This is a genomic window from Actinomadura napierensis (assembly GCF_039529375.1).
In the GTDB taxonomy this organism is placed as follows: Bacteria; Actinomycetota; Actinomycetes; order Streptosporangiales; family Streptosporangiaceae; genus Spirillospora; species Spirillospora napierensis.
Window position 1 is genome coordinate 1 of sequence record NZ_BAAAMR010000176.1, and the last position, 13,185, is coordinate 13,185.

13 protein-coding genes are annotated in these 13,185 nt (G+C 73.2%); 10 read left to right on the forward strand and 3 right to left on the reverse strand.

Going from position 1 to position 13,185, the window contains the following annotated elements; translation table 11 throughout:
- Positions 1-307: 307 nt before the first annotated feature.
- Positions 308-1,585: an HNH endonuclease signature motif containing protein gene (locus ABD296_RS46635; protein WP_344283963.1), complete on the reverse strand. Its 1,278-nt coding sequence runs from the start codon at positions 1,583-1,585 to the stop codon at positions 308-310.
- Between the two features lie 313 nt (positions 1,586-1,898).
- The gene (locus ABD296_RS46640; protein ID WP_344283966.1) at positions 1,899-2,486 is read right to left on the reverse strand and encodes a uridine kinase family protein; all 588 of its coding nucleotides are present in this window, start codon (positions 2,484-2,486) and stop codon (positions 1,899-1,901) included.
- A 35-nt stretch (positions 2,487-2,521) separates the two neighbouring features.
- Between ABD296_RS46640 and ABD296_RS46645 the strand changes: the two genes are divergently transcribed.
- From ABD296_RS46645 to codA, 4 genes are read left to right on the forward strand one after another with little or no spacing between them, the layout of a single operon-like run.
- The gene (locus tag ABD296_RS46645; protein WP_344283969.1) at positions 2,522-3,697 is read left to right on the forward strand and encodes a CaiB/BaiF CoA transferase family protein; all 1,176 of its coding nucleotides are present in this window, start codon (positions 2,522-2,524) and stop codon (positions 3,695-3,697) included.
- The gene (locus ABD296_RS46650; protein WP_344283972.1) at positions 3,694-5,118 is read left to right on the forward strand and encodes an acyl-CoA synthetase; all 1,425 of its coding nucleotides are present in this window, start codon (positions 3,694-3,696) and stop codon (positions 5,116-5,118) included. Before ABD296_RS46645 ends, ABD296_RS46650 begins: the two co-directional genes overlap by 4 nt.
- Positions 5,119-5,176: 58 nt before the next feature.
- The gene (locus tag ABD296_RS46655; RefSeq protein ID WP_344283975.1) at positions 5,177-6,343 is read left to right on the forward strand and encodes a cytosine permease; all 1,167 of its coding nucleotides are present in this window, start codon (positions 5,177-5,179) and stop codon (positions 6,341-6,343) included.
- Complete coding sequence (gene codA, locus ABD296_RS46660; protein ID WP_344283978.1) at positions 6,340-7,626, forward strand: cytosine deaminase; 1,287 nt, start codon at positions 6,340-6,342, stop codon at positions 7,624-7,626. Before ABD296_RS46655 ends, codA begins: the two co-directional genes overlap by 4 nt.
- Before the next feature lie 18 nt (positions 7,627-7,644).
- Here codA and ABD296_RS46665 read toward each other — a convergent pair whose 3' ends face one another.
- Entirely contained in the window at positions 7,645-8,220 is a 576-nt protein-coding gene (locus ABD296_RS46665) for a TetR/AcrR family transcriptional regulator (protein ID WP_344283981.1), read from the reverse strand.
- A gap of 84 nt (positions 8,221-8,304) precedes the next feature.
- Here ABD296_RS46665 and ABD296_RS46670 point away from each other — a divergent pair, with 84 nt between their 5' ends.
- The 6 genes from ABD296_RS46670 to ABD296_RS46695 all read left to right on the forward strand — a co-directional run.
- Positions 8,305-8,943 (forward strand): NAD(P)-dependent oxidoreductase, encoded by a 639-nt coding sequence (locus ABD296_RS46670; RefSeq protein WP_344283985.1) that lies wholly within the window; start codon positions 8,305-8,307, stop codon positions 8,941-8,943.
- A gap of 235 nt (positions 8,944-9,178) precedes the next feature.
- Complete coding sequence (locus tag ABD296_RS46675; RefSeq protein ID WP_344283987.1) at positions 9,179-10,531, forward strand: sensor histidine kinase; 1,353 nt, start codon at positions 9,179-9,181, stop codon at positions 10,529-10,531.
- Positions 10,528-11,133: a response regulator transcription factor gene (locus tag ABD296_RS46680; protein WP_344283990.1), complete on the forward strand. Its 606-nt coding sequence runs from the start codon at positions 10,528-10,530 to the stop codon at positions 11,131-11,133. The genes ABD296_RS46675 and ABD296_RS46680 overlap by 4 nt, the downstream gene beginning before the upstream one ends.
- Before the next feature lie 20 nt (positions 11,134-11,153).
- Complete coding sequence (locus ABD296_RS46685; RefSeq protein WP_344283993.1) at positions 11,154-12,317, forward strand: pyridoxal phosphate-dependent aminotransferase; 1,164 nt, start codon at positions 11,154-11,156, stop codon at positions 12,315-12,317.
- A gap of 78 nt (positions 12,318-12,395) precedes the next feature.
- Positions 12,396-12,968, forward strand: a complete 573-nt coding sequence (locus ABD296_RS46690) for an RNA polymerase sigma factor (protein WP_344283996.1) — start codon at positions 12,396-12,398, stop codon at positions 12,966-12,968.
- A partial coding sequence (locus ABD296_RS46695; protein ID WP_344283999.1) for a hypothetical protein occupies positions 12,965-13,185 on the forward strand: 221 nt, incomplete at its 3' end. The genes ABD296_RS46690 and ABD296_RS46695, both read left to right, overlap by 4 nt.

Genomic DNA, 13,185 nt, shown 5'->3' on the forward strand with positions numbered 1-13,185 from the left:
TTCGTCCACCCTTGACTTTGGAGCCTCTGCGGCCCCTGAGGCAGCGCTCAAGGGGCAGGCTCCGCCTGCCCCGCCCCCGTCGCGCCACCCCACCCCCCGAACCAGCGGGCGAAGAATCGGCCGAGATGAAGGGGTTGACGATGGCGGGGAGTGGAGTTTGCGGGTACGGGTGCGTTCCGGCCTCGTTGAGGGGGTGGCCGGTGCCGGTGCCAGTGGTGCAGTGGAGTGCCGGGGTGATGTGGGCATGCCGGTTCGCCCGAGATCCGGATTGGATTCGGGCGAACCGGTGGCGTGGAAGGTGGGGTGGTTATGCGGCCCAGTTGGCGGTGGTGTCGGGTGGGCCGATCGACCCCGGTGGCCCGCTACCCGTCCGGGTTCTTGATCGGGCACCCGGTGGTGGGAGCAGCCGGTAGACGTACTGCCCGTCGGGGTCTTTGGTGATCCCGATCTGGTGGGGGCTGGTGTGTTTGAAGCGGTTGTGCCACCCGCAGGTCAGCGCGAGTTGATCGATATCCGTTGGACTGTTGCCCAGGGCCCAGCCGTTGACGTGGTCGACCTCGCACAACGTCCCGGGGATCTCGCATTCCCGTACCGCGCAGGTCGGATACAGCGTCTCCAGGACCTGCCGTTGGGCGGTGCTGGCGAACCGCTCCCGGTACCCGAGATACAGGGGCGTGTGTCCCCGCCCCAGCAGGAGCGGGGACACACCGGCCGACAGGGCGATGCGGCGGGCCTGGGCGGCGGGGATCGGCGTCCCGTCGGTGAGGCGAGCCGGAGCATTGCCGCCGGTCAGGGTCTCCAGGTCACAGATCACGGTGACCTTGGTCGCCTTGTGCCCACCCGACAGCACACTCGACAACGCAGCCGCCGTCCGCTCTCCTACGTCACGGTGGTCATCGGGCCCGGCCGGCTTGGCCAACGGGGCCAGGGTCCCGTCCCAGATGGCGGCGTCTTCGGCGTTCAGCCAGCCCTTGATGTAGCGGCCGCCGTCGAGGGACCCGGTGCTGGTGATCCAGGATTTGGCGTACCCGCGCTTGACGTCCTGGCCGGGGGCGGTTTCGGTGCCGTCGCGTTCGGCGATGACGTCGCAGATGCGGCGGCCGAACACCGCCACCTTCGCGGCCGAGAAGCCTTGGTCGACGAAGCTCAGCAGCGTGGTCTCGGCCCCGGTGCAGTCGGTGTCTTCCAGCCGCGCCACACTCTGCGCGACCGTGGCCGCATACCCATACGACAACTCCCCGGCCGCCAACCGTTCCGCGACCTGGGGAAGGCGGTGCCGCTGGCGGGCGAGGATGAGGCGTTCGGTGGTGCGGTTCTCCCGCATCCCCAACCGCGACCGCAACCACGCCCGCGTCGACGGGAACCCCCACCGCTTCTGCTCCCCAGCGGCATCGACGCGGCGGATGAAACCGGCCAGCGCGCTTTCCTGCATATCGGCCGCAGCAGCCAGATCTTCGGTGAGTTCCAGGCACACGGCCGCCGATTCGGGAGCTTCTCGCTGGGCGAGTTCAGCGGCGATCGCCGAGACCGCCTCCACCAATTGCATGATGGACGCGGCCTCAAGGTCGACCGTCACTGATTGCATAGGTAAAGCATACCCTACGTGACCGACAAAAGTCGGCTCGACGGCCCCTTTATTTCGGTGCCCTGGAGAAAGGTGTCGATTGTCGCTTTGTGGGGGTTTGTGAACACGCGTACGGAAGGGGGTGGTGGGGTGGCGCGACCGGGGCGGGGCAGGCGGAGCCGGCCCCGTACGCCAGCGCCACCCCACCACACGAACACACTTCCCACTAACAGCCGAACACCCTTTGGGTCATCCCCTCCTGCCAGCACCAAGCCCTTCCAATTTGGGAACAGAACACATCCAAAAGAGGACGTCGAATGGACGTCGGGCGCGGTCAGCGGAAACGGTGCGGTGTGAAGGATGCGCCGCCGTCGACGACCAGGTCGGCGCGGTGTCTTGTCCCGTCGGCGGCGAACAGGGCGGATTCGCGGGCGGACCAGCGGTCCCAGGCGTCGGCGTGTTCGGGGCCGTCGCGGTCGAGGGCGCGGGCGCGACGCAACTCGCGCGGGGCGTCGATCCAGATGCGGTACGCGGCGGGCGACTTCGCCCAGGACGCGCCGACGCCCTCGATGATGAGCACCGGCGGGGGCGGGATCTCCTCCGGCGGGCCGTACAGGTCGTGGTGCCAGTCGTAGCGGCGCAGCACCGCGGGGCGTCCGGCGCAGAGCGGGTCGAGGACGGTGCGGCGGAGCGGTTCCCACCAGGTGAGCGGGTCGGCGTCCCAGGGGACGCGGAAGTCGTCGGAGCGGATCACCGGCGCGCCGACCAGGACACCCGCGAGGCGGTCCGCGAAGGTCGACTTGCCGGCACCGCTCGGGCCGTCGATCGCGACGAGGCGCGCGGGGCCGCACGACGGGGGCAGCGCGAGCAGCCGCGCGGCGAGCGCGGGGTAGGTCCGGGGCGGCGACGGCACGGACGGCATACTTCCAGGTGCCCGCCCCCCGAAGGAGGACGTCCTTGCCCGGACCTCTCGAAGGCGTCGTGATCGTCGACCTCAGCCGCGTGGTCGCCGGACCGCAGGCCACGATGGCGCTCGCCGACCTCGGCGCGCGGGTGATCAAGGTGGAGCAGCCCGGGACGGGCGACGAGACGCGCGGCTGGGGCCCGCCGTTCGCGGGCGCGGACCAGGTCAGCACGTACTACCTGTCGATCAACCGGAACAAGGAGTCGATCACCCTCGATCTGAAGTCGGACGAGGGGAAGGGCATTCTGGAACGCCTCGTGCGGCACGCCGATGTGCTGGTCGAGAACTTCCGGACCGGGGTGCTCGACCGGCTTGGCTTCCCGGTGGTGCGGCTGCACGAGCTGAACCCGCGGCTGATCGTGCTGTCGATCACCGGGTTCGGGCATGACGGGCCGGAGGGCGGCCGTCCCGGGTACGACGCGATCATGCAGGGCGAGGCCGGGATCATGAGCGTGACCGGGCCGCCGGGGACGCCGAGCAAGGTGGGGTTGTCGATCGCGGACATCCTCGCTGCGGGCAACGCCACGTCCGGGGTGCTGGCCGCGCTGTACGAGCGGACGCGGACGGGCCGCGGCACGGTCGTCCGGACGTCGCTGCTGGCGTCGGTGGTCGGCGCGCACATGTACCAGGGGACGCGCTGGACCGTCGCCGGGGAGGTGCCCGAGTCGGTCGGCAACGACCATCCGACGATCGCGCCGTACGGGACGTTCCGCTGCAAGGACGGGCAGATCCAGATCGGGGTCGCGAACCAGAACCTGTGGCGCCGGTTCGCGCCGCTCGTCGGCCTCGACGCGGACGACCCGCGGTACGCCACGATCCCGGACCGTTCCGCCAACCGCGCGGAGCTGACGGCCGACATCGAGCGCGTCCTCGCGGGGGACACCCGGGAGGCGTGGCTGGAGCGGCTGGGCGACGCGGGGGTGCCGGCGGGGTCGATCCGGTCGATCGACGAGGTGTACACCTGGGAGCAGACCCGCTCGCAGGGCCTGGTGATCGAGGTCGACCATCCGAGCCTGGGCCCGATCGAGCTGCCCGGCCCGCCGCTGCGGTTCGACGGCGCCGAGCCGCGCGCGCACACCGCGCCGCCGCTGCTCGGCCAGCACACCGACACCGTGCTCGCCTGGCTGGACGAGCAGGACGAACGGCAGGACCAGGGGAGGGGCCAGTGAGGGATCTGCTCGGAGAGACCGGCGAGTCCGGCGGGGCGGTGCGGATCGCCGGACACGAGCTGCCGCGCGAGGAGCTGCTGACCCGTGCGTCCGCCGTGGCCGCGGAGATCGGCGGCGCGGACGCGGTCGCGGTGCACGCCACGGCGAGCGCGGAGACGGTGGTCGCGGTCGTCGGCGGGATCATGGCGGGTGTCCCGGTGGTGCCGCTGCCGCCCGACTCCGGTCCCGACGAGCGCGCCCACATCCTGAACGACTCCGGCGCGGCGCTGCTGCTGGCCGCCGCCGACGCCGAGACCGGGCACGAGGACGGCCCGCCGGTGGTCCCGGTCGACCGGCTGCCCGCCGGAAGCCCCCCGGCCCCAGCCTCCGCCGGGGCCGACCCCGACGCGACCGCGCTGATCCTCTACACCAGCGGGACGACCGGCGCACCGAAGGGCGTGATGATCTCGCGGGCCGCGATCGCCGCCGGTCTGGACGCGCTGGCCGAGGCGTGGGCGTGGACCCCGGACGACGTCCTGGTGCACGGGCTGCCGCTTTTCCACGTGCACGGCCTAATCCTCGGGGTCCTCGGGCCGCTGCGGGTCGGGTCGCGGCTGGTCCACACGGGGCGTCCGAGGCCGGAGGCGTACGCGGAGGCGGCGGGCAGGGACGGCGGAAGCCTGTTCTTCGGCGTCCCCACGGTGTGGTCGCGGCTGGCGGCCGATCCCGCGTCGGCCGAGGCGATGCGGGCCGCGCGGCTGCTGGTGTCCGGGAGCGCGCCGCTTCCCGTGCCGGCCTTCGAACGGCTGGAGGCGCTCACCGGCCACCGGCCGGTCGAGCGGTACGGCATGACCGAAACCTTGATCACGCTCAGCGCGCGTGCAGACGGCGAACGCCGTCCCGGCTACGTCGGGCTCCCGCTGCCCGGCGTCGAGACGCGGCTCGCCGCCGAGAACGGCGATCCGGTCCCGGCCGACGGGGAGACGCCCGGCGAGCTGCACGTCCGCGCGCGGCATCCGTTCAAGGGCTACCTCGGCCGCCCCGAGGCGACCGCGAAGTCGTTCACGCCGGACGGCTGGTTCCGCACGGGCGACATCGCGACGATCGGCCCGGACGGCTGGCACCGCATCGTCGGCCGCGCGTCCACCGACCTGATCAAGAGCGGCGGCTACCGGATCGGCGCGGGCGAGGTCGAGAACGCGCTGCTCGCGCACCCGGCGGTGCGGGAGGCCGCCGTCGCCGGCACCCCGCACGACGACCTCGGCGAGCAGGTCACCGCCTACGTCGTGGCGGACGGGGTGACGGAGGGCCAGCTGATCGACTTCGTCGCCGGACGCCTGTCGGTGCACAAGCGGCCCCGCGTCGTCCACCTGGTCGACGCGCTGCCCCGCAACGCGATGGGCAAGATCGTCAAGACCCGCCTGAACGAGCTGACGCCCTAGCCGGCGCCCCCGCACCGGGTGGCGGACCGGGCCGGCCTGACCAGTAGGGTCGTCGCTTGTGTCCAGTTCAACGGCCGCCGCGCACTCCCTTGATCCCGTTCCGCGCGAGGGCCGCGAGTCGACCGCGGCGAACCAGTTCTGGATCTGGTCGGGCGGCAACATCGCGCCGATCAACTGGGTGCTCGGCGCGCTCGGGATCAAGCTCGGGCTGAGCCTGGCCGACACGGTCGGCGTGCTGGTCGCCGGGAACCTCGTCGGGATGGCGGTGTTCGGGCTGTTCGTGCTGATGGGGCGGCGGACCGGCGTCACCCAGATGGTCCTCGCCAGGTCGGCGTTCGGGTGGCGCGGCGCGTACCTGCCGGCGGCGCTACAGGGCGTGATGTCGGCGGGCTGGTGCGCGGTCAACACCTGGATCGTGCTGGACCTGGTGATGGCGCTGCTCGGCCAGGTCGGGCTGCACGGCGGGACCGCGCTGAAGATCGTCGTAATGCTGGTGATCATGGGGCTGCAGGTGTGGATCGCCGCGTCCGGGTTCCACGCGATTGCTGCGTTCGAGAAGCGGACCGTTCCCGTCACGCTGGCCGTGCTCGCCGCGATGACCGTCGTCGCGTGGACGAAGACCGGCGTGCACTGGGACCACAAGGGCCAGGGCCTCACCGGCGCCGACCGGCTGTCGGCCATGACCACCGTGATGACGGCGATCGGGGTCGGCTGGGGCGTCACCTGGTTCGCCTACGCATCCGACTACTCGCGGTTCGTGCCCCGCGAGGTGCCGCGCCGCCGGCTGTACGGCGCGAGCGTCCTCGGTCAGTTCCTGCCGGTGGTGTGGCTCGGCGTGCTCGGCGCGTCGCTGGCGACGGTGAGCGCCACCACCGACCCCGGCAGGCTGATCGTGGACTCGTTCGGCGCGCTCGCGATCCCGGTGCTGCTGCTGGTCGTGCACGGGCCAATCGCCACGAACATCCTGAACGTCTACAGCTGCTCGCTGTGCGCGCAGACCGTCGACTGGCACGTGTCCTGCAAGGCGATCTCCTACGGCGTGGGGGTGTTCGCCGCGGCGACGTGGGCGTTCCAGTACGGCGTTCCGAAGGCGCTGCAAGGGCCGGCGGCGGGCGCGCACGCCGGCATCGGCCTGTCCTGGCTGGCCGGCGCGCTCGCCGCCGGCGTCCTGTACTTCGCTCTGTCGGCCCGGCGCGGCCGGGCGTGGGAAGGGAGCCCCGCGTGAAGCTCGTGACGAACGCCCTGCTGACCGGGCGGGACGGCCTGCACGACATCGAGATCGACGGCGACCGGTTCGGACGCGTCGCGCCGGCGGGCGAGCTCGCCGGGGACGTCCTGGCGGACGCTGCGGGCGGCCTGGTGAGCCCGCCGTTCGTGGAACCCCACGTCCACCTCGACACCACGCTCACCGCCGGGGAGCCGCGCTGGAACGCGTCGGGGTCCCTGTGGGAGGGGATCGCGGTGTGGAGCGAGCGCAAGACGACCCTGACCCGCGAAGACGTCGTCTCCCGCGCGACCGAGGTGCTGCGCTGGTACGCGGCGAACGGCGTCCTGCACGTCCGCAGCCATGTGGACGTCACCGACCCGGGGCTCGTCGCGCTCGACGCGATGATCGAGGTCCGCGAGCGGGTGAAGGACGTCATCGGGCTCCAGCTCGTCGCGTTCCCCCAGGAGGGCATCTGCTCTTTCGAGGACGGGCCCGAGCTGCTGGAGGAGGCGGCCCGGCGCGGCGTCGACGCCGTCGGCGCGATCCCGCACTTCGAGGACACCCGGGAGGACGGCGTCCGCTCCCTGGAGGTCGCCTTCGACATCGCGCAGCGGTACGGGCTGCTGCTGGACGCGCACTGCGACGAGATCGACGACGAGCAGTCCCGGTTCGTGGAGGTGCTCGCCACCCTCGCGCGGCGCGGCGGGCTCCGCGACCGCGCCACCGCGTCCCACACCACCGCGATGGGCTCCTACAACGGCGCCTATTCCTACAAGCTCCAGCGGATCCTGGCCCGCTCGGGCATCAACCTGGTCTGCAACCCGCTCGCCAACCTGTGCCTGCAGGGACGGTTCGATGCCTACCCGAAGCGGCGCGGCCTCACCCAGGTCAAGGAGATGCTCGCCGCCGGGGTGAACGTGGCGTTCGGGCACGACGACGTCATGGACCCGTGGTTCCCGCTCGGGACGGCGTCGTCGCTGCAGGTCGCGCTGGTCGGCGTCGCCGCCGCGCAGCTCACCGGCGCCGCCGAGATCGGCGAGGCGTTCGCGATGGTGACGGACCGGGCCGCGCGGGTGCTCGGCCTCGGGGACGGCTACGGGATCGCGCCGGGCCGCCCGGCGAACCTGGTCGTGCTGCCCGCGTCGTCGCCGTACGACGCCGTCCGGCGGCAGACCCGGCCGTCCCATGTCGTCGCGCGCGGCCGGATCGTCGCCGAGACGCCGCCGGCGGTGACCCGGCTGACCTGGCCGGGCCGCGACCCCGAGGACGTCGACTTCGTCAGGGCCCGCGACCGCCGCTGAGCGATCGGCCGTGGCGCGCTAGGGGAGCAGTGCCGGCAGCAGGGGGCGGACGAGGTCGGCGGCGGCCGACTCCGGGAGGTCCGGGGCGTCCGGCGCCGCCGCGAAGTAGTGCAGGAACCCCTGCTGGAAGCACGCGCCCATCAGCAGCGCCGCGGCCGCGGCGGTGTCGGCGCCCGCCGCGACCCGGCCGAGGTCGCGCTCGGCGTCCAGGTAGCGGGTGAGGGCCCGCACCGGCTCGTGCGGGCCGGCACCGTACTGGCGCAGCGATGTGCGCGTCGCGGCCAGCAGCACCGGCTGCGCGGCCATCGACGCCATCATCGGGAACGCGCGCCGGTAGAAGGCGAGCCCGCCGTGCACGACCGCGACGAGGTTGGCCTCCACGGTCGCCTCGCCGGGGACGGCCCTGGCCGCGAACGCCGGCATCCGCTCCTTCAGCACGCTCAGCATCAGCTGCTCCTTGTCGCGGAAGTGCTTGTACAGCAGCGCCTCGGAGTAGCCCGCGGCCTTCGCGATCTCCTTGGTGGTGGCGCCCGCGACGCCGCGCTCGCGCATGACGTCCGCCGCGGCGTCCAGGATCCGTTCGCGCGCGCTCATCGGCCCTCCGCTTGACAGTTAGTGAATCCTTACCCACTCTAGTGGTTAGTAAATGCTCACTCACCCCTCAGGGAGGGATCGACGATGAAGCTCACGGTCTTCGGGGCGACCGGCGGTATCGGGACGCGGCTCGTCCGCCGCGCGCTGGATGCGGGACACGACGTCACCGCCGTCGTGCGCGACCCCGGAAAGATGCCCGCCGACCTGCGCGAACGCGCCGACGTCGTGCAGGCCGACATCATGGACCCCGCCGCGATCGAGGAGCCGGTGAAGGGCGCCGACGCCGTCGTCAGCGCGATGGGACCGCGCGACTTCGGCGCCACCACCGTCTGCCGGGACAGCTCCAGGAGCATCATCGCGGCCATGCGGGCGACCGGCGCCGGCCGTTTCCTCATGGTCAGCATGGGCGCGATCGAGGCCATGCCGGGGGACGACCCGTTCACCCGGTACGTCGTCAAGCCGGTCATCCTCGGACGGCTCCTGCGGCACGGAATCGCCGACATGCGCGTCGCCGAGGCCCAGGTCCGCGACTCCGGGCTCGACTGGACGATCGTCCGCCCGCCCCGGCTCACCGACAAGGAGGGCAAGGGCCGCTACCGCCAGGCCGTCGACCGCAGCGTGCCCGGCGGCTTCACCATCTCTCGCGACGACGTCGCCAAGGCCCTGCTCGACCTCGCCGGCGACCTGCCGTCCATCGGCCACGTGGTCTCCATCGCGGGCTGACCGCGGCTGACCTGCGGGGTCGGGCCGCGCGCCGCCGGAGGGGCCCGCGTGACACCTGTCATGCGGAACGGCTGACAGACGTCGCCCGAACCGGTGACAGGCGCTTCTACCGGCGGCGGCCCGCGCCCCGCGAGGCTGGGCCCATGCAGGACGGCCCGGCGGACGGTCCGCCCTCCTGCGCCGTCCTCGCCGCCCGGCTCGGCGCCGCTACAGTCGAGCAGGGGAGGAACGGGACATGACGGTCGCGACCACGGCGGACCTGGAAGCGCAGGACACCCGCAGGTTCGAGCGGTACCGCCGGGTGACGCACCGCTCGTTCCTGTGCGCGGCCCTCGGCTTCATCGCGCCCGGCCTGGCCGGGGTCGCCGCCGCCTACGACGACGGCCGCATCGGCGTCCCCGTCATCGTCCTGGCGGTCCTGGGGCTCGCCCTGATGACGTGGTTCTACATGCGGCTCGTCCGGGCGGGCCTGGCGGGCGGCGCGTCCCGCCGGGACATCGTGCTCAGCGGCGCGGTGACCGCCGCGCTCAGCCTGATGCTGTTCGCCCACCCGCTGTTCACCGTCGTCCCCGTCTTCTGGGTGTCGGCGGTGGTGCTGTCGCCGATGAGCCGCCGCAGGATCGTCGCGCTGTGCGCCGGCACCGGCGCGGTCGGCGCGGTCTACGGCAGCCTCGCCTCCCGGCACCTCTACCCCGACGGCGACATGCCCTGGTACTGGCTGTTCCCGTTCATGCTCGTGATCTACACCGGCACGTGCGGTCTCGTCGCGTTCGTCAACCTGTACCAGCGCCGCATGTGGGACCTGCACCAGGAGACCCACGCCGCGCGGGAGGCCCTCGCCCGGCTCGCCGTCACCGAGGAGCGGCTGCGCTTCTCCCGCGACCTGCACGACCTGCTCGGCCACAGCCTGTCGCTGATCGCGGTGAAGAGCGAGCTGGCCCTGCGGCTCGCGGAGGCCGACCCGGCCCGGGCCGGCGCCGAGATGGCCGACGTGCAGCGCGCCGCCCGCGACGCGCTCCGCGAGGTGCGCGCCGCCGTGCACGGCTACCGCGCCGTCGAGCTGGACGCCGAGCTGGCCGGGGTGCGGGCGGTGCTGGAGGCCGCCGGGGTGCGCTGCGACGCCGGGGACGTGCCGGACGGGCTTCCGGCCGAGGTCCGCGCGGTGCTCGCCTGGGTGATCCGGGAGGGCGCCACCAACGTGATCAAGCACAGCGAGGCCCGGCGCTGCGCCGTCGCCCTCACCCCGTACGGTGGCTCCGTGGTCCTGGAGATGCGCAACGACGGCGTCCGCGGCGGCGAGGACACCGGCGAGGGCACCGGCGGCGCGGGGAACACCGGCGGTGCGGGGCTGACCGGTCTCGCCGAGCGCCTCGCCGTCGTCGGCGGTGAGATCACCGCGGGCCGGCACGGCCGCGACGGCTTCCTGCTGCGCGCCGTCGTCCCGCTCCCGCGACCCGGCCCGGACGCACCGGATGCCCCGGGCGACGAGGAGCAACCGCACCCGCCCGCGAAGGGCGCGCTCGCCGCGGAGGCCGGTCGCGCCGCCCGTGCCGGGACGGCGGCCGGCGCCGGGAGGAGCGGCAGGTGATCCGGATCCTGCTCGCCGACGACGAGCACCTCATCCGCGGCGCCGTCGCCGCGCTCCTCGGCCTGGAGGCCGACCTGGACGTCGTCGTGGAGGTCGGCCGGGGCGACGAGGTGGCCCCGGCCGTCGCCGAGCACGATCCGGACGTCGCCGTCCTCGACATCGAGATGCCCGGCGGGGACGGCCTCACCGTCGCCGAGGAGCTGGACGCGGCCGGCGCCCGCTGCGCGGTCTGCATCGTCACCACCTTCGGCCGCCCCGGCTACCTGCGCCGCGCCATGGCCGCCGGGGTGCGGGGCTTCGTCGCCAAGGACGCGCCCACGCACGAGCTGGCCGCCGCGATCCGCAAGGTCCACGAGGGCGGCCGGTACCTGGACGCCGAACTCGCCGCGACCGCCATGGCCGCCGGCGACAACCCGCTGACCGAGCGCGAACGCGAGATCCTCCGCCTCACCGGCGCCGGCACCGGGACCGCCCGCATCGCCGCCCTGCTGCACCTGTCGGAGGGGACCGTCCGCAACTACCTGTCCACGGCGATGAGCAAGCTCGGCGAGTCCTCCCGCTTCGCCGCCGTCCGCGCCGCCGAGGAGATGGGCTGGATCTGACGCCCCCTTAGGCTTGTGCCGTGACTGAGCCTCTGGTGCCGAGGATGCGGGAGTTCGGCGAGACGATCTTCGCGGAGATGTCCGCGCTGGCCACGGCCACGGGATCGATCAACCTGGGCCAGGGCTTCCCCGACGAGGACGGCCCGCGGGCCATGCTGGACGTCGCGGTCGAGGCGATCCGGTCCGGCGGCAACCAGTATCCGCCGGGACCGGGGCTGCCGGAGCTGCGGGAGGCCGTTGCGGCGCAGCGGCTGGAGCGGTACGGGCTGGCGTACGACCCGCTGACCGAGGTGTACGTGACCGTCGGCGCCACGGAGGGCATCGCGGCGTCCGTGCTCGCGCTCACCGGGCAGGGCGACGAGGTCATCGTGTTCGAGCCGTACTACGACTCCTACGCCGCGGTGATCGCGCTGGCCGGGGCCGTCCGCAGGCCCGTCATGCTGCGCCCCGTGGAAGGGCGCTTCACGTTCGATCCGGACGAGCTGCGCGCCGCCGTCGGGCCGCGCACCAAGGCGATCCTGGTGAACTCCCCGCACAATCCCGCCGGGACGGTGTTCACCCGCGACGAGCTGGAGGCCATCGCCGGCGTCTGCCGGGAGCACGACCTGGTCGCGATCACCGACGAGGTGTACGAGTACCTGACGTTCGACGGCACCGAGCACATCCCCCTCGCCACCCTCGACGGGATGCGGGAGCGGACGGTGTCGGTGTCGTCGGCGGGCAAGACGTTCTCGGTGACCGGCTGGAAGACGGGCTGGGTCACCGCGCCCGCCCGGTACGTCCGCGCCGTCCAGACCGTCAAGCAGTTCCTCACCTACGCGACCAGCGCCCCCTACCAGCGGGCCGCCGCGTACGCGCTGGCGAACGAGACCGCGTGGGCGGCGGACCTGTGCGCGTCGCTGCAGTCTAAGCGGGACCGGCTCGTCACCGGCCTGGAGGCGGCCGGCTTCACCGCGTACCGGCCGCAGGGCACCTATTTCGTGCAGGCGGACATCCGGCCGCTCGGTTTCTCCGACGGGCTGGAGCTGGCCCGCGCGCTGCCGGCGAAGGCGGGCGTCGTCGCGATCCCGACGCAGGTGTTCTACGACCACGCGGAGGCGGGCGCGCATTTCGTCCGGTTCGCGTTCTGCAAGAAGGACGAGGTCATCGACGAGGCCGTCGAGCGCCTCGCCCGGCTCGCCTGATCTTTCCGGAACTTCCCCTGTAAAGACGGCCGCCCGGCCGGGATTACGTCACGACGACCGACCCCGACTGGAGTGCTCGTGGACGATCCCGAAACACGGTTCACCCGGCTTTACGACGAGAACCACCGGCGCGTCCTGGCGTACGCGCTGACGCACGCCGAGCCGCACACCGCCGAGGACATCGCGGGCGAGACGTTCCTGATCGCCTGGCGGCGGCTGGACGAGGTGCGCGACCCGGCGCTGCCGTGGCTGCTCACGGTGGCCCGCAACCTGCTGCACAAGCAGCGCGACAGGGGCCGCCGGGGCCGCGACCTCGCCGAGCGGATCAGAGCGCTCACCACGCCCCTCGACCTCGCCGCCTGGGACGTGGCCGAGCACGTCGTGGAGCGCGAGACGGCGCTCGCGGCCATCGCCGCGCTGCCCGAACGCGACCTCGAAGCGCTCGCCCTCGTGAACTGGCACGGCCTGGACGCCCGGCAGGCCGCCCGGGTGATGCGGTGCTCGGTCCCGGCGTTCGCCGTCCGGCTGCACCGCGCCCGCAAGCGCCTCGCCCGCGCCCTGGACGGGGCGGGCGACGCGGGCGGGAACGCCGAACCGGTCCGCCCGCCCCGTCCGGCACCCGCCTCCGCCGCCGGGAAGGCGGCCCGATGACCCCCGGAGAGAAGATGAACGACACCGACACCGCGTTCCGGGCCCTCAAGCCCGCGGCGCTGGACGAACTGGCCGCCGAGGCGCACCACCGGAGCCGCGACACCGAGATCGCCCGGATCATGCGGCCGTCCGCCGCGCCGCCGCCCGTCCCGCGCGCCGCCACGCGCCGGAGCAGGCGGCCGCTGCTGCTCGTCGCCGGCGTCGCGGGCGGCGCCGT